General features: G+C 69.5%; 20 protein-coding genes. 11 read left to right on the plus strand and 9 right to left on the minus strand.

Going from position 1 to position 19,783, the window contains the following annotated elements:
* Window positions 1-60 precede the first annotated feature (60 nt).
* Together KHU32_RS10765 and KHU32_RS10770 are read left to right on the plus strand one after the other, a co-directional pair.
* On the plus strand, window positions 61-1,059 hold the full coding sequence (locus KHU32_RS10765) for a Bug family tripartite tricarboxylate transporter substrate binding protein (protein ID WP_213670102.1): 999 nt from the start codon (window positions 61-63) through the stop codon (window positions 1,057-1,059).
* 83 nt (window positions 1,060-1,142) lie between these two features.
* The gene (locus KHU32_RS10770; protein WP_213670103.1) at window positions 1,143-1,940 is read left to right on the plus strand and encodes a creatininase family protein; all 798 of its coding nucleotides are present in this window, start codon (window positions 1,143-1,145) and stop codon (window positions 1,938-1,940) included.
* Between the two features lie 36 nt (window positions 1,941-1,976).
* Here the strand turns inward: KHU32_RS10770 and KHU32_RS10775 are convergent, their stop codons facing one another.
* The gene (locus KHU32_RS10775; RefSeq protein ID WP_213670104.1) at window positions 1,977-2,708 is read right to left on the minus strand and encodes a metallophosphoesterase; all 732 of its coding nucleotides are present in this window, start codon (window positions 2,706-2,708) and stop codon (window positions 1,977-1,979) included.
* Between the two features lie 290 nt (window positions 2,709-2,998).
* On the opposite strand from KHU32_RS10775, the gene KHU32_RS10780 reads away from it, so the two are divergent.
* Window positions 2,999-3,607, plus strand: a complete 609-nt coding sequence (locus KHU32_RS10780; protein ID WP_213670105.1) for a fasciclin domain-containing protein — start codon at window positions 2,999-3,001, stop codon at window positions 3,605-3,607.
* A 4-nt stretch (window positions 3,608-3,611) separates the two neighbouring features.
* Here the strand turns inward: KHU32_RS10780 and pdeM are convergent, their stop codons facing one another.
* Window positions 3,612-4,298, minus strand: a complete 687-nt coding sequence (gene pdeM, locus KHU32_RS10785) for a ligase-associated DNA damage response endonuclease PdeM (protein ID WP_213670106.1) — start codon at window positions 4,296-4,298, stop codon at window positions 3,612-3,614.
* On the minus strand, window positions 4,295-6,820 hold the full coding sequence (locus KHU32_RS10790) for a ligase-associated DNA damage response DEXH box helicase (RefSeq protein ID WP_213670107.1): 2,526 nt from the start codon (window positions 6,818-6,820) through the stop codon (window positions 4,295-4,297). The genes pdeM and KHU32_RS10790 overlap by 4 nt, the downstream gene beginning before the upstream one ends.
* Before the next feature lie 47 nt (window positions 6,821-6,867).
* Here KHU32_RS10790 and KHU32_RS10795 point away from each other — a divergent pair, with 47 nt between their 5' ends.
* The 3 genes from KHU32_RS10795 to KHU32_RS10805 all read left to right on the plus strand — a co-directional run bounded on the left by KHU32_RS10795 (window position 6,868) and on the right by KHU32_RS10805 (window position 10,532).
* Complete coding sequence (locus KHU32_RS10795) at window positions 6,868-7,890, plus strand: ligase-associated DNA damage response exonuclease (RefSeq protein ID WP_213670108.1); 1,023 nt, start codon at window positions 6,868-6,870, stop codon at window positions 7,888-7,890.
* A gap of 133 nt (window positions 7,891-8,023) precedes the next feature.
* Window positions 8,024-9,625, plus strand: coding sequence for a cisplatin damage response ATP-dependent DNA ligase (locus tag KHU32_RS10800; RefSeq protein WP_213670109.1), 1,602 nt, complete (start codon window positions 8,024-8,026; stop codon window positions 9,623-9,625).
* Between the two features lie 118 nt (window positions 9,626-9,743).
* On the plus strand, window positions 9,744-10,532 hold the full coding sequence (locus KHU32_RS10805) for an LOG family protein (RefSeq protein ID WP_249680953.1): 789 nt from the start codon (window positions 9,744-9,746) through the stop codon (window positions 10,530-10,532).
* A 53-nt stretch (window positions 10,533-10,585) separates the two neighbouring features.
* On the opposite strand, the gene KHU32_RS23080 is transcribed toward KHU32_RS10805, so the two are convergent.
* Complete coding sequence (locus KHU32_RS23080) at window positions 10,586-11,299, minus strand: DUF1428 domain-containing protein (protein ID WP_249680954.1); 714 nt, start codon at window positions 11,297-11,299, stop codon at window positions 10,586-10,588.
* 110 nt (window positions 11,300-11,409) lie between these two features.
* On the opposite strand from KHU32_RS23080, the gene KHU32_RS10820 reads away from it, so the two are divergent.
* Window positions 11,410-11,844 (plus strand): MarR family winged helix-turn-helix transcriptional regulator, encoded by a 435-nt coding sequence (locus KHU32_RS10820; protein WP_213670111.1) that lies wholly within the window; start codon window positions 11,410-11,412, stop codon window positions 11,842-11,844.
* 43 nt (window positions 11,845-11,887) lie between these two features.
* Here the strand turns inward: KHU32_RS10820 and KHU32_RS10825 are convergent, their stop codons facing one another.
* From KHU32_RS10825 to KHU32_RS10835, 3 genes are all read right to left on the minus strand, one after another.
* A complete protein-coding gene (locus KHU32_RS10825) occupies window positions 11,888-13,915 on the minus strand; it encodes a hypothetical protein (protein ID WP_213670112.1) in 2,028 nt (675 codons plus the stop codon).
* A gap of 82 nt (window positions 13,916-13,997) precedes the next feature.
* Complete coding sequence (locus KHU32_RS10830; RefSeq protein ID WP_213670113.1) at window positions 13,998-14,240, minus strand: hypothetical protein; 243 nt, start codon at window positions 14,238-14,240, stop codon at window positions 13,998-14,000.
* 10 nt (window positions 14,241-14,250) lie between these two features.
* Window positions 14,251-14,415: a hypothetical protein gene (locus tag KHU32_RS10835; RefSeq protein ID WP_213670114.1), complete on the minus strand. Its 165-nt coding sequence runs from the start codon at window positions 14,413-14,415 to the stop codon at window positions 14,251-14,253.
* 128 nt (window positions 14,416-14,543) lie between these two features.
* On the opposite strand from KHU32_RS10835, the gene KHU32_RS10840 reads away from it, so the two are divergent.
* The 4 genes from KHU32_RS10840 (at window position 14,544) to bfr (ending at window position 17,345) form a co-directional block, all read left to right on the plus strand.
* Window positions 14,544-15,329, plus strand: a complete 786-nt coding sequence (locus KHU32_RS10840; protein ID WP_249680955.1) for an HpcH/HpaI aldolase family protein — start codon at window positions 14,544-14,546, stop codon at window positions 15,327-15,329.
* Window positions 15,330-15,478: 149 nt separating this feature from the next.
* Window positions 15,479-16,507, plus strand: a complete 1,029-nt coding sequence (locus KHU32_RS10845; RefSeq protein ID WP_213670115.1) for an extracellular solute-binding protein — start codon at window positions 15,479-15,481, stop codon at window positions 16,505-16,507.
* Window positions 16,508-16,525: 18 nt separating this feature from the next.
* Window positions 16,526-16,705, plus strand: a complete 180-nt coding sequence (locus tag KHU32_RS10850) for a (2Fe-2S)-binding protein (RefSeq protein WP_213670116.1) — start codon at window positions 16,526-16,528, stop codon at window positions 16,703-16,705.
* Window positions 16,706-16,850: 145 nt separating this feature from the next.
* Window positions 16,851-17,345 carry a bacterioferritin gene (bfr, locus tag KHU32_RS10855; RefSeq protein WP_213670117.1) on the plus strand — a complete coding sequence of 165 codons (495 nt, stop codon included), beginning with the start codon at window positions 16,851-16,853 and terminating at the stop codon, window positions 17,343-17,345.
* Window positions 17,346-17,409: 64 nt separating this feature from the next.
* Here the strand turns inward: bfr and KHU32_RS10860 are convergent, their stop codons facing one another.
* Together KHU32_RS10860 and KHU32_RS10865 are read right to left on the minus strand one after the other, a co-directional pair.
* Window positions 17,410-19,059, minus strand: a complete 1,650-nt coding sequence (locus KHU32_RS10860) for an ABC transporter permease (protein ID WP_213670118.1) — start codon at window positions 19,057-19,059, stop codon at window positions 17,410-17,412.
* Between the two features lie 7 nt (window positions 19,060-19,066).
* Entirely contained in the window at window positions 19,067-19,702 is a 636-nt protein-coding gene (locus KHU32_RS10865; protein WP_213670119.1) for a flavin reductase family protein, read from the minus strand.
* Window positions 19,703-19,783 lie beyond the last annotated feature (81 nt).

A 19,783-nucleotide genomic window follows, 5' to 3' on the forward strand; every position in this document is an offset into this window, starting at 1 on the left:
CGATTTCGTCTCCAATTTCTTCGGATCAGGCTTGGTGCCTGACGACCAGGAGCCTTGCCCATGATTGCGACTTCCCGACGCCGACTTCTGCTCGGCGGCCTTTCGGCGCCCTTGCTGGCCGCGCCCGCCTTGGCCCAGGGCTGGCAGCCCTCCCGCCCCGTGCGGATCATCGTTCCCATTGCGCCCGGCGGCGCCAACGACATGATCGCCCGCCTGATCGGCGAGCGCCTCTCGCCCATTCTCGGCCAGCCGGTGATCATCGAGAACCGGCCCGGCGCCGGCGGCAATATCGGCGCGCAGGCCACGCTCCAGGCGGAGAAGGACGGGCTGACCTGGCTCTTCACCTCGGCCAATGTGCTGACGGCCAATACCTTCCTCTACGGCAGCCGGATGCCCTTCGTGCCGCTGCGCGATTTCGCGCCGGTCTCGCGGGTGGGCGTGGGTACGCTGCTCTGGGTGGTGAATTCCCAGCGGTCCTGGCGGACCTTCCAGGAGCAGATCGACTTTGCGAAGCAGAATCCCAGCCGCGTCACCATGGGCAGCAGCGGCACCGGCGCCATCAGCCATCTCTTCTTCGAGAAGGTGAAGCGCGAGACGGGCGCCGACATGGTCCACGTCCCGTACCGCGGCGGCGGTCCCGCCATCCAGGACCTGATCGCCGGCAATATCGACATGATGTTCGACGCCATTCCGGCCCTGATGCCGCATGTGCGGGAAGGGCGGTTCCGCCCGCTGGCCGTGGGTTCGGCGAAGCGCATCGACTATGTGCCGGAACTTGCCAGCGTGCCCGGGATGGACGAGCTGCTGCCGGGTAAGGGCGTGGATGCGCTGAACTGGTGGTCCTTTGTCTGCGCGACCGGCACGCCGGCGCCTGCGATCGCCGGCATGCACGCCGCGCTTCTGCGCGCCCTCTCGCAGGAGGAGCTGAAGCAGCGTCTGCTCGGCCTCACAGTCCTGCCGATGGTGGACGAGACGCCCGAGGCCTTCGGCGCCTTCTGGCGCTCTCAGATGCCGGTCTGGCAACAGCTGGTCGAGGTATCGGGCGCGACCGCCGAATAGCGGCCAGGCCGCGAAGACCCACGACCAGGACAGCCTCCGCGGCGGCGCCTGGTCGAGAACGCCCGCGGAAGGATGGAATGGACATGGCGAAGAAACCCAAATCGGCGGGCCGCGCGCCCAGCCTCGAATGGATGAAGCTGACCGCGGCAGAGATCCAGGCCGAGGCCACGGCCGATGCTCTCGTCATCATACCGGTGGCTTCCATGGAGCAGCACGGGCCGCATCTCGCAACAGGTGTGGACATGGTGCTGGGCGGGACGGTCGCGCTGGAGACGGCGCGCCGCCTCGCCGAGGCCGGGGAGCGCGTGATCGTGACGCCGGTCTGCTGGGCGGGCCTGGCCGAGCATCACATGGCCTTCGGCGGCACCGTGACGCTCGATCACGCGACCTTCCAGGCCGTGCTGCGCCACGTCGTGCGCTCGGCCGTGCGGCATGGCTTCCGGCGAATCTTCCTGATGAACGGCCATGGCGGCAATGCCGAGGCGATCGGGACGGCGGCGACGGATCTCGCGGCGGAATTCGGCGTGAGGGTCGGCGGCGGCACCTATTGGCACATGGTGCCGGAGGTGATCGAGCCGTTGCTGGAGCGGCAGCCCACGCTCATGCATGCCTGCGAGGCCGAGACCTCGATGATGATGCACCTCTCGCCGGACAGCCTGCGGCCGGACCAGCTGTCCAAGGCGCATGGGCCGTCCTCCTCGCGCGTGCCGGGGCAGCCGCCGGGGTTGCTCATGCGGCGCCCCTTCCGCGAATTCACCAAGACCGGTGTCGTGGGCGATGCGCGCGTGGCCAGCGCGGAGAAGGGCGCGAAGCTTGTCGAGGCGATCTCGGCGAAATGCGCGGAGCTGCTGGCCAACCCCGAGCTCTGGAAAGAGCGCTGAGCAGCGCGGGCTGAAGCGAAGGCCCGCGCCTTCGCGTCAGGGCAGCGGCAGGTCGAGCCAGGAGAGATGGCCGCCCTTGCCCGAGCCCGTGTCCATGAAGACGGCCTCGCCACCGGCGCGTCCATGCGTCGTCCAAGGGCGTCCGTTGGTCGAGCGCTGATCGTGCCCGCAATAGACGGTGAGGCCGGTGGGGATGGAATCCACCCAGTGCAGCAGGCGCTCGGGATAGCCGTCGCCCTGCGTGCGCCCGGTGACCTGCCCGAAGAGCGCGCGCGAGACGATGTTGTCCGGCCGGCGCGAGCCGCCCTCGCGCGGCGCGGGCTCGAGCATCATGCCCGGATGGAAGGCGGCATGGACGAAGAGCCAGGGGCCGAGCCGGCACCAGGCCGGCGCCCGGCCGATCTCCAGGATGGCGCGCCGCGCGATCTCGTCGCCATCGGGCGCGGCGGCGATCTGCTCCAGCGTGCGGGGCGTGGCCTCGGCCGGGCTGCGCACCCGGTTGCCCATCAGCGCGCGGCGCAGCTTGTGATCGTGGTTGCCCAGCAGGAAGATCCCGGCCTGCGCGTCCAGCATCGTGAAGATGTCGCGCAGCACGCCCGGAGAGTCCGGTCCGTAATCGGTCAGGTCGCCGAGCTGAAGGACGAAGAGGTCGGCATTACAGGCGCCGATGATCGCGGATTCCAGCGCGGCAGCCTCGCCATGGACGTCGCCCACCACGCGCAGGCCGCGAAAGCCGCGACGGCGGAGCTCGGCGGTCGAGAGCGTCACGACAGCCTCTTGGAGGCGAGCGGCCAGCCTCCGCCGGTCCGGACATGCCTCAAGGCGCGGCCCGCGTGGCAGACGGGCGGATCGATATGTTCGATGGAAGCGGGATCACGAGGACGACGCGGAGTGTGACGGAACTGGGACAGGGCAGGGGGCATCCTCGCAATGTGGGGCGATTGTGGCTTTCGCGCAAAGCCGCGCATTGCAACCGGAATTTCATGCCAGCGTTGCATCTGCATAGCCGGCGGGCATCCCGATACCGGCGCCTTTCCAGAATGAGGAGCTCTCCCCCCATGACCTCTCGCCGCCACCTGCTCGTCGGAGCCGCCGTCGCCGCCTTCCCGCTTCCCCTGCTCGCGCAAACCCCGCTGAACACGCCGGGCGTGGTGGGCGGCAGCGTCGTCGCCCCCCAGGCCAATGTGATCGATACCCTCTCCGCGGCCGGCGGGTTCAACAGCTTCATCGAATATGCCCGCCTGGCCGGCGCGGTGGAGACGCTGCGCGGCGCGGGGCCCTTCACGCTCTTCGCCCTGCCGGATCCGGTGGTGGACATGATCCCCGCCTCGCTGCGGGAGAGCATGGCGCCGAGCACGGGCGGCTCGGGCCCCGATCGTCAGCAGGGCGACCAGGTGCGCCTGCAGGCCTTCATCAACATGCATATCGTCCAGGGCCGCTACACCATGGCCGACTTCGCCCAGCGCACCGTCGAGCTGCGGACGCGCAACGGCAATGTGCTCCAGGTCGCGTCGAACCCGCAGGGGCAGCTGCAGATCCAGATCGTCGGCGATGCCGGCTTCGGGGTGGGTGGCGCCAACGCCTATCCGCCGGCCTCGCTGGCCGGCCCTCAGATCATCGCCAGCAACGGCGTGGTCCTGCCGGTGAACCGGCCGCTGATCCAGTAACGGATCAGGCGCGCAGCGCCTCGAAGGAGGCGCTGTGAAGGCGTTCGCGGCCCAGCAGGAACACCCGCTGGGCCGCCTTCGCGACCACCGCCATGGCCGGGTCCCGGACGTCGAGCCCGCCGGTGAAGGCGCCGAAGGCCGGCAGGACCAGCCGTTGGCCGGAGGCCAGGAAGCAGGGCCGGGTGATGCCGCCGATGCGCGTGGGCAGCGTGGCCTTGGGGTGGTAGTGCCCGCTGAGCTCCGCCTCCTGCCGCGTGAGTGGGGCGATACCGCCGATATGGCGGAAGCGCAGGCGCTTCTCGCTCCATTCCGGCACGCTGATGCCCGGCAGTTCCGGCTGCGGCGACGGATCGTGATTGCCCGCGACCCAGATCACCTCGAGCGGCGCCAGCAGGCGGCGGAGGGCCGACAGGTCCGAAGGCGCCATGCGGGCCAGCGCGCGGTCGTCATGCAGTGCGTCGCCCAGCACCAACAGGCGCTTCGGCGCATGGCGGCGCACGGCGAAGGCGAGCCGCGTCATGGTCTCGCGCGTGTCGTAGGGCGGCACATGGGCGCCTCGGACGGCCATCGCGCTGCCCTTCTCGAAATGCAGGTCCGAGACGATGAGCGTGCGCGTTTCCGACCAGAAGGCGACGCCGGTCGGGCAGAGCATCAGCCGCTCGCCGGCGAGGTGCAGCGGGGCGGCCATCATCGCACGGCTTCCTTCGGCACCTTCCGATGGAAACGAGATTTTCGGCGGGCCCGCTCTCGCGGCGGGCCCGGCGTCTCGACAACGTCGGAGAGGGTCAGGTTGCCGTAGAAGGTCTCGGCCCCCTCGGTCGCCTCCTCCACCAGGGCGGTCGCTTCGGCGAGCACAGCCTCCTCGGCATCGCCCGGCACCCATTCATGGCCGATCTCGATCAGCGCCGGCACGGCCAGCGGTGAGACATGGTCCAGCCGGCGGTGGCGGATATGCCCCTTGGCGCGCGCCAGCAGCTGGCCGATGCGTGCCACGTCGGTCAGGCCCCAGGCCGCCTCGGCCCGTGTGGCGCGCAGCAGCACGTGGTCGGGCTCGTGGCGGCGAAGGACGTCGTAGATCAGGTCGGAATTCACGCTCATCTGCTTCCGGGATTTTTCCGCATCGGGGTGGTTCTTCTGGATCAGGCCCGCGATCGTGGCGATGTTGCGGAAGGTGCGGCGGAGCATGGAGCTCTCCGCGATCCATTCCTCCAGCTCCTCGCCGAGCAGGTCCTCGGTGAAAAGGGCGTCGGGATCGGTCGGCTCGAAGGCCGACCAGGTGGCCAGCACATAGTCCGTCGAGACGAAGCCCAGCGGCCCCCAGCCCAGCCGCTCCATCCGACGCGTCGCCAGCATGCCCAGCGTCTGATGGGCGAGCCGCCCCTCGAAGGTATAGGCGACCATGAACCAGCGGCCACCGCGTGGGAATGTCTCCACCAGCAGGCCCTCGGATTTAGGCAGCTCGCTGATGTGACGCTGCATGTCGAGCCATTCCTGCACGCTTTCCGGCAGCAGGGCCCAGTGCGAGGGATCGGCCAGGATGTCGCGCACGCGGCCGGCGAGATGGGTCGACAGCGGCATGCGCGCTCCGGCATAGGCGGGCACGCGCGGCTCGCCCTCGCCGCCGCGCGAGACCTGCGCGACCATGCCCACCATCCCCTCGAAGCGCAGGACCTGGCCGGCGAAGAGGAAGGTATCGCCGGCCGTCAGCGTGGAGATGAACCACTCCTCCACCTCGCCGAGCACGGGCCCGCCGCGCAGCTTCACCTTGAGCAGCGGCGTCTCCACGATGGTGCCGAGATTGAGCCGCAGCTGCAGCGCCACCTGATTGCCGCGGACATGGATCATGCCTTCGGAATCGCGGAACAGCTTGCGGTAGCGCTCGTAGGAGGAGAGGGCGTAGCCGCCATCCTCGACGAAGCGCAGCGTATCGTCGAAATCACGGCGGGAGAGCTCCGAATAGGCGCCGGCGCGCTTCACCTGGGCGAACAGGTCGTCCGGATGGAAGGGGCCGTGGCAGGCCATGGCGAGGATGTGCTGCGCCAGCACGTCCAGCCCACCCTGGCGCGGCGGCTCGCCATCGAGCTCGCCCGCCTCGACGCTCTCGATGGCGGCGGCGCATTCGATAACCTCGAAGCGGTTGGCCGGCACCAGCCAGGCGGCGCTGGCCTCGTCCATGCGATGATTGGCGCGGCCCACGCGCTGCAGCAGTCGCGAGACGCCCTTGGGTGCGCCGACCTGGATCACCTGGTCCACGCCGCCCCAGTCGATGCCGAGGTCGAGCGAGGAGGTGGCCACCACGCCGCGCAGCTTGCCCGCCGCCATCGCGGCCTCGACCTTGCGGCGCTGCTCGACGGTGAGGCTGCCGTGATGCAGTGCGATGGGCAGGGCCTCCTCATTGAGCTTCCAGAGCGCGGCGAAGATCAGCTCGGCCTGGGCGCGGGTATTGACGAAGACGATGGTCACCCCCGCGGCGGTGATGCGCGCGAGGATGTCGGGTGCGGAGGCGAGGCCCATGTGGCCGCCCCAGGGCAGCCGCCCCTCCGGCAGCTGCACGCCGATCACGGGCGGCGCACCGGGTGCGGCGCGGATCAGCTCGACGCCCTCGGCGCGGGCGGTGGGCGAGAGCCAGGCGCGCAGGGCCTCGGGGTGGTTCACCGTGGCGGAGAGGCCGACATGGCGGCACGCCGGGGCCAGCGCGGAGAGCCGCGAGAGGCAAAGGGAAAGCTGGTCGCCGCGCTTGGTGCCGGCCAGCGCATGTGCCTCGTCCACCACGATACAGGCGAGGTCACCGAAAAGGCTGCCGGCATCGGGCAGGGAGAGCAGGAGGGTCAGGCTCTCCGGCGTGGTCAGCAGGATATTGGGTGGATTCTGTCGCTGCCGGGCGCGCCGGTTGGCCGGCGTGTCGCCCGTGCGGGTCTCGACGGTGATGTCGAGGCCCATCTCCGCGATGGGTGCCTCGAGGTTGCGGGCGATGTCCACGGCCAGCGCCTTCAGCGGCGAAACGTAGAGCGTGTGCAACCCGGCGCGCGGTGCTTCGTAGAGTTGGATGAGGCTGGGGAGGAAGCCCGCCAGCGTCTTGCCGCCGCCGGTCGGCGCGATGAGCAGGGCCGAGTGCCCGGCTCGTGCCGCCACCAGCATGTCCAGCTGGTGGGGGCGGGGGGACCATCCACGCCCGGCGAACCAGCCGGCAAAAAGTTCTGGCAATGTTCTCATTCCGGACCCAGATATATGCGACGTGACGTGCCGCGTGAAGGAGCCTGATGCCACCCCATCCCAAGACCTGGCTGAGCGTCACGCCGGCCGGGCTATTCTGCGAGCCCGGCGGTTTCTATGTGGACCCTCAACGCCCGGTGGACCGGGCCGTCATCACCCACGGCCACAGCGACCACGCCCGGCCGGGGCATGAGCGCGTGCTGGCGACCTCCGAGACGCTGGCCATCATGCGCGAACGCATGGGGGTGGAGAGGGCCGGCCAGATCCAGCAGCCGCTCCGCTACGGCGAGGTGCTGCACATCAACGGCGTGAAGCTCTGGCTGCGGCCGGCCGGGCACGTGCTGGGCAGTGCGCAGGTCTGCCTGGAGTGGCAGGGCGCGCGCGCCGTCTTCAGCGGCGACTACAAGCGCCGCCCCGACCCGACCTGCGCGCCCTTCGAGCTGGAGCGTTGCGACGTCTTCGTCACCGAGGCCACTTTCGCGCTGCCCGTCTTTCATCATCCGCCGGCGGAGCTCGAGATTGCGCGGCTGCTGCGCAGCGTGCGGCTGTTTCCGGAGCGGACGCATGTCATCGGCTGCTACGCCTTGGGCAAGGCGCAGCGGCTGATCGCGCTGCTGCGGCAGGCGGGCTGGGATGCGCCGATCCCACTGCACGGTGCGCTGATGCGCCTGTGCCGGCTTTACCAGGAGCTCGGCGTCGACCTCGGCGAGCTGGTTCCGGCGACGGTGCAGGGCCGGGAGAAATTCGCGGGCGCCATCGTGCTGGCGCCGCCCTCGGAGATCGGGGAGCGCTGGGCGCGGCGGCTCAACGACCCTCTGCCGTGCCTGGCCTCGGGCTGGATGCGCGTGCGGCAGCGGGCGCGGCAGGGCGGTGTAGAGCTGCCGCTGATCGTCTCCGACCATGCCGATTGGCCGGAGCTCCTCGCCACCTGCGCCGAGGTCGAGGCCCAGGAGATCTGGATCACGCATGGGCGGGAGGATGCGCTGATCCATGCGCTGGGCCTGCGCGGCATCAAGGGGAGGGCGCTCCACCTCATCGGCATGGGCGAGGAAGGCGAGGAGGACGAATGATGCGCCCCGTCTCCAAAGGAACTGTCCGCGCAGCGGCCGGCGCCGCCCGACTTCCCTTCCCACCCGGTGCCCCCGGAGTGCGGCGAAGCCAAGCCGCCGGAGGCGGCGCCCGGCGTCTGGGGGGCAAAAGACAATGAGCGTTCCTGCCTTTGCGGAGTTGCTGGAACGGCTCGTCTTCTCGCCGGGACGCAACGCCAAGCTGGCACTGATTCGGCAGTGGTTCGAGACGCAGGGCGATCCTGATCGCGGCATCGGCCTCGCCGCGCTGGCCGGCGAGCTGGTTTTCCGGACGGCCAAGCCCGCCATCCTGCGCGAGCTCATCGCCGAGCGCACGGACCCCACGCTCTTTGCCATCAGCTACGACTATGTGGGCGACCTCGCGGAGACCATCGCCCTGATGTGGCCGGCGGATGCGGCCAGCAACCGGCCCCCGTTGAGCCTGACCGAGGTCGTGGAGACGCTGGAGACTGCCCCCAAATCCGCCCTGCCGACGATCATTGCCGCCTGGCTGGATGCGCTCGACCCCGGCGCGCGGCTGGCGCTGCTGAAGCTGGTGACGGGCGGGCTGCGCGTGGGTGCCTCGGCGCGGCTCGCCAAGACCGCGCTGGCCGAATGGGCGAAGATCGAGGTGGGCGAGATCGAGGAGGTCTGGCACGGCGTCGCGCCGCCCTATCGGCCGCTCTTCGCCTGGCTGGAGGGCAGGGGCCCGCGGCCCGACCCGATGGGCCTGCCCGTCTTTCGCCCGCTGATGCTGGCCCATCCGCTCGACGAGAAGGATGTGGCGAACCTGGAAGCTGTGGAATGGCGCGCGGAGTGGAAGTGGGATGGCATCCGCGTCCAGCTCACCGCCGGGCCCGGCGGCGCGCGCCTCTGGTCGCGCTCGGGCGAGGATGTGTCCGGCTCGTTCCCGGAGATCCTGGAGGCCATGACCTTCCATGCCGTCGCCGACGGGGAACTGCTGGTCGTGCGTGACGGCCAGGTGGCGCCTTTCTCGGACCTCCAGCAGCGGCTCAATCGCAAGGTGGTCACCCAGAAGATGCGGCGCGAGCATCCGGTCGCGGTGCGCCTCTACGACCTGCTCTTCGACGGCGAGGAGGATCTGCGCGGCCTGCCTTTCGACCAGCGCCGCAAGCGGCTGGAGACCTGGTACGAGCGCGTCCGGCCGGAGAGGATGGACCTTTCGCCGCTCATCCCCTTTTCCTCGATCGGGGAGCTGGCGGAAATCCGCGCGGGCGCGCGGGCGGCCTCCATCGAGGGGCTGATGCTGAAGCGCGGCGACAGCATCTATTCGCCCGGGCGCATCAAGGGCCCGTGGTGGAAGTGGAAGCGCAATCCGCTCTCGGTGGATGCGGTGCTGATGTACGCCCAGCGCGGCCACGGCAAGCGCAGCAGCTTCTACTCCGACTACACCTTCGGGCTGTGGCGGGGTGACGAGCTGGTGCCCATCGGCAAGGCCTATTCCGGCTATACCGACGAGGAGCTGCTCTGGCTCGACAAATGGATCCGCAACCACACCACCAACCGCTTCGGCCCGGTGCGCGAGGTGGAGCGTGGCCTGGTGCTGGAAGTCGAGTTCGATGCTGCCCAATATTCTACCCGGCACAAGTCCGGCGTGGCGCTGCGCTTCCCTCGGATCGCGCGCCTGCGCCGCGACAAGCCGCCCGAGGAGGCAGACCAGCTGGAGACGTTGACGGCCCTCATCGTCCCGGGTTCGCAGGAGGCGGTGGAGGGTTAGCCGCAGCCCGCCGTCATTTGCTTCCCCGCGCCCGGTGGCCCAACATCGGGCCTCGCCCCATTCATCGGCCATGACACAGGAAGACGACAAAAAGATGAGTTCTATCAATGGCAAGCAAATGGCTTCGCCATCCTTCCGCCTCCCCGCGCTCGACCAGGATTTCCTTCTCGGCGACAGCATGCGGGGCGTGCGCTTCCTGCTCGAATACGCCAAGGCGGAGGAAGCGCTGCGCGCCTGGGCCATCCGTTCGACCATCGTCGTTTTCGGCAGCGCGCGGGTGCGCGAGGACGGGCCTGGCCCGCAGCCCCACTGGTATGCGGAGGCGCGGAACTTCGGGCGCATCGCCTCCGAAAGGGGAGGCGCGTTGGAAGTGCGCGACGGCCTTCGGGACAATGTCATCGCGACCGGCGGCGGCGACGGCATCATGGGCGCGGCCAATCGCGGCGCGGCGGAGGCGGGAGCGCCTTCCATCGGCTTCAACATCACCCTGCCGCATGAGCAGGAGCCCAATGCCTATTCGACGCCGGACCTGACCTTCCGCTTCCACTACTTCGCCATGCGGAAGATGCATCTGGCGATGCGGGCCAATGCCCTGCTGGTCTTCCCGGGCGGCTTCGGCACCTTCGACGAGCTCTTCGAGCTCCTCACCCTCTGCCAGACCGGCAAGTCGCGCGCGCTGCCCATCGTGCTCTTCGACAGGGCCTTCTGGAGCAAGGTCGTGAACATGGAGGCGCTGGCCGAATACGGGTTGATCGGGCCTTCGGACACCAGCCTCGTCACCTATGCGGACAGCGCCGAGGAGGCCTGGAGCCGGATGGTCGAGATCGGTCTCGACGCCTACAGCCACGGCGCGCCGGGCCAGGACAACGGCGACGAGACGGCCGGCCCCGCGCCGGTCTCCATCTGAGGCGCGCGCAGGCCTACAAGGGAGCGGGGAGGAAAAATCCTCCCCGCGATCGATCAGGCGTCGAGGAGCGGCGCGAAGCCGCCGATGATCATGCGCTTGCCGTCGAAGGGCATGTCGCCCCCCATGCGGGTATCGGCCATGATCTTCCGCCAGCCCTCGTCCCGCGCGGCCTTGGAGGGCCACTCGATCCAGGAATAGACGATGGTTTCGCCGGGCGTGGCCTTCACCGCGCGGCGGCAATCGGTGAGCTTGCCTTCCGGGACGTCGACGCCCCAGGCGTCCATGACGCGGGTCGCGCCATGCTCCCGGAAGAGTGTGGCCATGCGGGCGGCCATCTCGACATAGGCGTCCTTCTTGTCCGTCTCGACGGGCACCAGCGCGCTGTCGATGTAGCTCATCCGCGTCGCCGCGCCCTCGTCGACGACCGGGGCGAAGCCGCCATAAATGACCCGCGCGCCGTCGAAGGGCCGGGCGGTCGCCATCAGGGCCTTCATGCGCGGATCCGTCATCATCCGGCCGTAGGCCTGTTGGGCGGCCTCGTGGCTCGGGTATTCGTGCCAGGAGATGACGACCGTCTCCTCCGGCTTCGCCTGCACGGCACCGTTGAAGTCCGTGACCTTGCCCTCCGGCACGTCGTCGCCCCAGGCATGGACGACCCGGCTGGCACCGAACTCCTTGAACAGCGGCGTATGGCTGGCCGCCATCTTCCGATAGGCCTCCTTGTTCGCCGCGGGAACGGCGAGGACGAATCCCTGAACGTAGCTCATGGCTTGGCTCCTGCTCGGTCCGGTGGAGGGCGGGACGCCCCCCGATCCGGCTTGCCTTATAAGTTGATATCAACTCAAATAGCCAAGAAATTGTCGAGCCGGTGTCGCCGATGACCGTTCCCTTCGAGACCACGCTGCATGTTCGCCACCATTGCCTGTGCCTCGCGGCGCAGCGCACGGCACGGGCTCTTGCGCGACGGTTCGACGAGGCGCTGCGGCCGCTCGGGCTGACGAGCGGGCAGTTCTCGCTCCTGATGTCGTTGAACCGGCCCAGCCCGCCCACCATCAGCTCGGTGGCGGGGCTGCTGGCGATGGATCGCACCACCCTGACCGCCAATCTCAAGCCGCTGGAACGCCGCGGCCTCGTGGACGCGGCCGTCGATCCGTCCGACCGCCGCAGCCGGCGCCTGTCGCTCACCCCGGCCGGGCAAGCTCTGCTGCAGTCGGCTGTGCCGATCTGGACCAGGGAGCACGCGGCGGTCGACGCGCTTCTTCCGCACGATGAGCTCGAGAGCCTCCGAGCGGGATTGCGGGCGCTGTCCTGAAGGGAGGGCGTCCCAGGGCGCCCAAGCGCCCTGGAGGAGGGGCTCAGCCTCCCCGGGCGACGACCTTCTGCGCGGCGGCGCGCCACGCCGTCCAGGCACCATCCGCCGCCGTACCGAGGCGCGAGGCCTCGATCGAAGCGGTGTTCAGCTGCTGGCGGGCCGCTTCCTTGGCGGAGCCGGTCCGGTCTTCCAGGGCGCGGCGCGCGCGCTCAAGGCTGGCCTCGGCGGCGATATAGGCCCGTGCCGCGGTCCGGAAGGCGTCCATGAGCTCCCGCGCCTGGCCGTAATCGGCGATCAGGGCCGTGAGGTCGGCGCGGCCCGGCGCGCCCGCCGGCAGGCCGGCGAGCAGGCGCCGCAGCACCTCGAGCCGGTCCGTGCCGCCGGGCAGGCGGATCACGTCGCGCTCCAGGTTCATATCGCGCCAGGCGGAGGGAACGGGATCGGGCAGCGCGGGCTCCCAGAGCGGCACCACCTGCTGCTGCTCGCGCTCCCAGCTCCATTCGACGTCCTGTTGGCGCCCGTCGAGCATGGTTTCCACGCGCAGGCCGAAATCGCCCTCCGCGGCGGGGACGAAGCGCGGTGTCTCGCCCGGCCGGCGCGGCAGGTCGACGACGAAGCGGCCGCGCCCGCCGCGCGGGTCGATCGCGAAGGCGACGGTATGCACGGCCCGCAGCGTGGCGACCACGGCACCCCGGCGGAACTCGGCGCGCAGGGGCGTCGAGGCGGAGCGCTGGGCGGCCGTGTACTGGACCTCGCGGTCCCGGGCGAAGGCCAGCAGGCGCGCTTCGCCGGGCGGCATGCCGAGAAGCTGCGCGTCGCCGAGGAAGGCGCCGGCCTCGGCACCCGAGCTGCCGTAGATCGTCGTCAGACCGCCGGGCAGGGCATGCTGGCTCTCATTGCGGAGGCGCACCGCCTGGAGCGGATAGCGGTCGCGCAGGCCCTGCGCCCACCACACGCGCTCGGCCGAGAGGCGGAGGTCGGCGAAGGGGATATTGGCGGTCTCGCCCGAGCGGATGGTGACCGGGTCGGAAAGATTGAAGGCGACGCGGCCGAGCGAGGCGGCGGCGACGGCTTCGGCGGCGGGCGCCGGCGCGTCGGCCATGGCGGGGGCGGGCATGACGGCCCCCGCCGCCCTCTCCCTCATCATGATGCCCGGCCTGGCAAGCGGAGCCGCGGGGGGCGGGGGCGCCGCCATTACGGGGCGGGCGCCGCTATCGGCCAGGGCATCGACCTGCCCGCTGCCTTCGATCGGCAGTTCGCGCCGAGGCAGGATCACCGGGGTGTAGAGCGCCTGGCGGAAGGCGGCCGCCTCGCCGGAGACCAGGGACAGGCGGATGCCGTTCCAGTCGGCGCCGCTGCGATTCTCGACGACGGCCCAGCCCATCAGCCGCGCACGGCCGTCCGATGCCCCGAACTCCGGCACCGCGAGGCGCCAGGACGGCTTCCAGAGCGGCGCGCCGGCGACATAGGCCAGGGCGATCTCCCGCTCCGCGCTCGCGCCGGATCGCAGCGCCACGGAAAGCTGGCGCGTGTCGGCCGCGCGCGTGGCGGCGACGGCCTCGGCCGCACGGGCCAAGCGGGCCGCCAGACCGGGGTCGAGCCAGCGCAGCTCCTCCTCCGTGGAGAGCGACACGCTACGCAGGCCTGTATCGGTGATGAGCGAGACGCGGAGGCCGCTGCGGGCCTCGGTGGCCTCTGCGATGCGGCCCTCGACGCCGGCGATGGCGACGCGCTCGCCGCGCAGGGCGTTCAGCAGGGCCGCGCGGCTCTCGAAATCCTCGGCGCGGACGGGCAGGCCCCGGAAGGCCTCGACGGCGAGGTCCTGGGCCGGCAGACGCAGCCCTTCCACCCGCCCGGCCGGGTCGGCCACGACGAGCGAGCGCAGGATGTCGTCCACATCCTCGAGCGGCACGCGGAAGGTGAGGGCGCCCTCGGTGGCCGCGACCGGCCCGCCGCGCTCGATCTGCGCAAGGCCGGCGGAGGAGAGGGTGACGGCCCGGACGGGCAGTTCGGCAGCGGAAAGCGAGGTCGTCGCCAGCAGGACGACCGCGAATGAGAGGCGGGAAAGCATGGCCGAATCCTTCCGGGAATGTTCACGCGGCATCATCTTACCATTCCGGGCGGGAATGCGGCAGGACAGGGGCCCGGACGGATCAGCGCGACAGGTGCGGCGTGGTGGCGGCAGGCCGCCAGCCCGGCAGCAGATCGGGCCGCTGGCCCGGCGAGAGCAGGACGGCGGTTTCGACCACCAGCCCCGCCTCGTCCAGGCAGCGAATGGGATGCAGCGCGAACTGCTCGCCGGTGTCGCGCAGGATGAGGATCGGGCCATGATCCCAGGGCAGCTGCGCCTGGCCGAGAAGGCGACGATGACCCTCCCGGCCGTCATACACGTTCATGGCCGTGGCCTCACTCCGGTTGTGAATCGGGCCGCGGCTTCTTGGGAGCGCCGCCCAGGCCCCGGTTCGGATCGGTGAGCTGGACCGGATCGCTTCCCGGGAAGCTGTCCTTCAGTGCCTGGTCGAGCTCCTTGTCGACCTCGATCCGGCTCTTGTCCTTCTTCTCCTCGGTCATCGCGATTTCCTTTCTGTGGACAGTCAGGGAACGCGAAGCAGCAGAAGGGGTTTCTCCAGGTTCCGCCTGCGGATTGACCCTGCGCTCATCGCATGATGCCCTCCGCCCGAACAAAGGAGGATCGCCCCATGGCCATCGTGAAAAATCTGGCGAAGCAGCGGCTGCTGGAAGGAAAGCTCTCCATCGGCTTCGGCGTGCATCACCTGCGGGGCTCGGCCGTCGGTGCGCTCGGTGCCGCGACAGGATTTGACTGGCTCTTCATCGACATGGAGCACGGCGCGATGAGCGTCGACGCCGCCTCGCAGATCTGCATGGCCGCGCTGAACCAGGGCTGCACGCCGATCGTGCGCTGCTGCAAGGACGCGCTCTTCGAAGGCACGCGCTGCCTCGACAATGGCGCGATGGGCGTCGTCGTGCCGCATGTGGACACCGCCGAGGAGGCGAAGGAGGTCGTGAAGGCCTTCCGCTTCCCGCCGCTGGGCATGCGCAGCTGGGGCGGCCCGCCCGTCCTCTACGGCTTCGCGCCGCCCGACGTCGCGACGGCGCAGAAGGAGAGCAATGAGGAAGTGCTGATCGCCTGCATGCTCGAGACCGAGGAAGCGGTCGAGAATTGCGAGGCGATCGCCGCGGTGGAAGGCGTGGACGTGCTGAAGTTCGGCACCAGCGACCTGACGGCGACCATGGGCATTCCCGGGCAGATCGGCCATCCCCGCGTGCGCGCCGCCTACGAGAAGGTCGCGGCGGCGTGCAAGAAGCACGGCAAGGTCATGGGCATGGGCGGCGTCTACGACGAGGTCGTGGCGAAGGACTACGTCGCCCTGGGCGCGCGCTTCATCCTCGGCGGCTCGGACCACGCCTTCGTGATGGCCGGCGCCTCCGCCCGGGCGAAGTTCCTCCGCACCCTCGCCGGCTGAAGGTCTTCCTGGCGTCCGGAGCAAAGATCCGGGCGCCAAGGGCTGCACGCCTCCGGAACATTGCGGTTGCGAGGCCTTCGCAAAGCTATCTTGCGAACGCCTCGCAATTGCCCTAGGTAGTCAGCCCTACGCCAGTCGCAGAGGGTTGCATGCAACGACGGGTTATTCTCGCCGCCACCGCCGCAGGGCTTTTCGCCCCGGCCGTCCTCCGTGCGCAGGAGCGTGTGGTCAGCCTTTATTCGGCGCGTCACTACGACGCCGATAAGCTGGTCAACGAGGCCTTCACCCGCGCCACGGGCATCCGGGTCCGGGTGATCGAGGCCAATGCGGACCAGCTCCTGGAGCGCATCCGCGCCGAGGGCGCCAACAGCCCGGCCGACGTCTTCATGACCGTGGATGCGAGCCGCCTCAGCCGCGCCGTGGAGCTCGGCCTGACGCAGCCCCATGGCGTGCCCGTGATCGACAGCCGCGTCCCCGCGAGCCTGCGCGAGCCGGGCGGCCATTGGTTCTCGGTCTCCCGCCGCGCGCGCGTCCTCATGTACGACAAGGCCAAGGGCCCGCCGGCCGGCCTCGCGCGCTACGAGGACCTGTCGAACGATCGCTATAAGGGGCAGATCGCTGTCCGCTCCTCGGGCAACGGGTACAACGTGGCCCTGGCCGCCAGCTTCCTGGCCGCGAACGGGGCCGAGGCGACGGAGGCCTGGGCGCGCGGAATCGCGGCGAACCTCGCCCGTCCGCCCGCCGGCGGCGACCGCGACCAGATCCGCGCCATCATGGCCGGGCAGGGGACCATCGCGATCTCCAACACCTACTACCTCGGCCTGATGTCGGTCTCGCCGCAGGCGGATGTGCGGGAGATGGCCGAGCGAGTCGGCGTGATCTTCCCGAACCAGGCCGCCGGTGACCGCGGCACGCATGTGAACATCTCGGGCGCGGCGATGATCAAGACCTCGCCCAACACGGCCGAGGCGCGCGCCTTCCTGGAGTTCCTGACGGGAGCCGAGGCGCAGAAGACCTTCGGTCTCGTGAACATGGAATATCCGGTTGTCCCGGATTCGGACGTGCCGCCCTTCCTGACGGCGCTGGGTGACTTCCGGCAGGAGGCCCCCGACGGGCCGAAGATGCTCGCCAATGCCCCCGAGGCGCTTCGCCTCATGCAGCGCGCCGGCTGGCGCTGACGGAACGAGGCCTCGAAGATGGTCATCTGCCTGTGCAACGGGATGAGCGACGGTGACGTCCGCACCGCCGCCGCCAATGGCGCTGCCCGACCCAAGGAAGTCTACGAAGGCTGCGGCTGCCGCGCGCAATGCGGCACCTGCACGGCCACAATCCTGAGCATTCTCCGTGAGATGCCGGGGGACAAGGCCCGCGCCTGAGGCGGGTGCGAATCAGACGCAGAACCATCTGGACCCTGCGAACGACTATCAGTCTGATTCGCGATAAGTCCTTTTTTTTCAGATGCTTGATTTTGGTCCCCGGCTTGTGACATCCATGGCGGAACACAAGCCGGAGTGAGCCACCATGCCCAAGGGCGATCCCAAGGTCATCGAGCATCTGAACACCCAGCTCACGAACGAGCTGACCGCGATCAACCAGTACTTCCTGCATGCGCGCATGCTGGACGACTGGGGCGTGACGAAGCTCGCCAAGCACGAGATGGCCGAGAGCATCGAGGAGATGAAGCACGCCGACGAGCTCATCAAGCGCATCCTCTATCTCAACGGCCTCCCCAACGTTCAGCGCCTCAACCCGATCCTGATCGGGCAGAACGTGAAGGAGGTCCTGGAATGCGACCTCAAGCTCGAGCAGAAGGCGATCGACGATCTGCGCGAAGGCATCGCCTATTCGGAAGGCGTGCGCGACTTCGTCAGTCGTGACCTGCTGAAGTCCATCCTCGCCAATGAGGAGGAGCACCAGGACTTCCTGGAGACCCAGTTCGACATGATCGAGCAGATGGGGCTTCCGAACTACATCCAGCTCAACAGCGCCGCGGCGCCCGAGCAGCATCAGGACTGAGTTGCGAGCGGCCTTCCTCCCACGCCTCAGCCCATGTGGCAGAGGCGTGGGGAAGGGCGGCCGCTCAGTCCTGCCGGTGCATGGCCCGCGCCAGCACCGCCACGGGCAATAGTCCGACCAGCAGGATGAGCAGCGCCGAGGTGCTGGCCTCGGACAACCGCTCGTCCGCGGCGAGGTTGTAGACGCGGACGGCCAGCGTATCGAAGTCGAAAGGCCGGACGATCAGCGTCGCCGGCAGCTCCTTCATCGTGTCCACGAAGACCAGGATCGCTGCTGTCATGAGCGCGCCGCGCGACAGCGGCAGCTCCACCCGCCAGACCGCACCCCCCGGGCCCGCGCCGAGCGAGCGCGCCGCTGCCTGCAGCGAGGGTTTGAGCCGCGCCAGCCCGCTCTCCACCGCCGCCAGCGCCACGCCCAGGAAGCGCACCAGATAGGCGAAGATCAGCGCCGCCACCGTCCCCGACAGCAGCAGGCCCGAGCTGACGCCGAGATTCGCGCGCAACCAGGCGTCCAGCGCATTGTCCAGCAGGCCGAAGGGCACCAGCGTGCCCACCGCGATCACTGAGCCCGGGATCGCATAGCCCAGCGCCACGGCGCGATTGGCGAACCGGCCCGGCCTGCTCGGGTGCATCCGCACGGCCCAGGCGAGCCAGCAGGCCAGCACCACGGCGATCGCCGCCGTGATCGCGGCCAGCGTCAGCGAGTTGAGGAGGTAGGAGAGGAACCGGTCGGGCGACAGCGGATCACCGGCTTCGATTGCCAGCCGGAGCATGGTTCCCGCCGGGATGACAAAGCCGAGGAGCAGCGGCAACGAACAGGCGAGCAGTGCCAGCCCCGCCTTCGCGGGATGAAGGACGATGGGCCGCACCGGCGACTGCCGCGTCGTCATCGGATGGAAGCGCCGCCCACCCCGGCTCGCATGCTCGAGCGCCAGCAGCAGCCCCACGCAGAGGAGCAAGGCGGTCGCGAGTTGGGAGGCCGCGCCTCGGTCCGCCATGGCGAACCAGGCCTCGTAGATGCCGGTGGTGAAGGTGCGCAGGCCGAAATGCTGCACCGTCCCGAAATCGGCCAGGACCTCCATCGTCACCAGTGCCACGCCAGCCGCCAGCGCCGGCCGCGCGAGCGGCAGGGCGACGTGCAGGAAGGTGCGCGCGGGCGAGTAGCCGAGTGTGCGCGACACCTCCACCAGGCAAGTGGACTGCGCGAGGAAAGCCGCGCGGCAAAGGAGATAGACGTAGGGGTAGAGCACCATCGCCATCACCAGCGCGGCGCCGGGGAGGCTGCGGATCTCCGGGAACCAGTAGCCGCCGTAGGACCAGCCCATGGCGCTGCGCAGCCCGCTCTGCACCGGGCCCGCCACGTCCATCAGCCAGACCCAGGCATAGCCGTTGACATAGGCCGGCATGGCGAGCGGCAGCAGCAGCGCCCATTGCAGAATGTTCCGGCCTGGAAAATGGAAGGCGGTCACCAACCAGGCCGTGATCGCGCCGGCGCTGCCCGCCATCAGCGCGACAAGCACGGCCAGCATTGCCGTGTCGCCCAGCAGCTCCGGAAGCGAGGTCTGCCAGATATGCCACCACACCGCGCCCGCCGGCACCATCGCGGCGACCAGCACGGAGGCCAGCGGCAGGCCGATCAGCATCACCCCGGGCCAGGTGAGCCTGACCCAGAGCGGCGAGCGACGCGACGGCACGGCGGAAGAACCGGCGCTCATCAGGAGATCAGCTCTTCTTCTTGGCTTCCCAGTCGGCGACGCTGATGCGTGGCATTTCCACCCGGTCGCGCGTCGAGGTGTACCAGCCGCGGCCATGCATGCGGCCCACGAGGTCGAGCTTCGGCGTGTCGATGTAGTTCTTGGCCGGGTCCATCACCGCCTCGTCGCGCACATGCATCGCCAGCACCTTGCCGAGGACGATGGTGTGATGGCCGACGGGAATGAGCTGGAAGGTCTCGCATTCCATGGCGACCGGGCTTTCGCCGATCCGCGGCACCTTGATCTTGCTGGAGGCGACCTTGGTCAGGCCTGCCTCGTCCAGCTCGTCGATCTCGGCGCCGAAGTCGATCGCCGTCGCGTTCATCTGCTGCATATGGGACTGCGGCACGAGGCAGACGACGAACTGGCCGGTGGCCTTGATGTTCGACAGCGTGTCCTTGGTCGTGCCGCCGGGCGTGGGGCCGATGCCGATGCCCAGCACGACGGGGCTGTCGGTGAAGACGTTGAAGAAGGAGAAGGGCGCGGTGTTCACCACGCCGGCGGCATCCTGGCTCACCACCCAGGCAATGGGGCGCGGCACCACGGTCGAGACGACGAGCTTGTAGCGCTCGGATGCGGGAAGAGTCTCGAAATCGAAGAACATCGGTTGCCTCACATTTTGCCGGGGAAAATTGGCGGCGGGGGCCGGAAGAGTCGAGGGGCCCGATTCACCGGCTCTTAACGT

The sequence above is a fragment of the Roseococcus pinisoli genome (assembly GCF_018413645.1).
Lineage (GTDB): Bacteria > Pseudomonadota > Alphaproteobacteria > Acetobacterales > Acetobacteraceae > Roseococcus > Roseococcus pinisoli.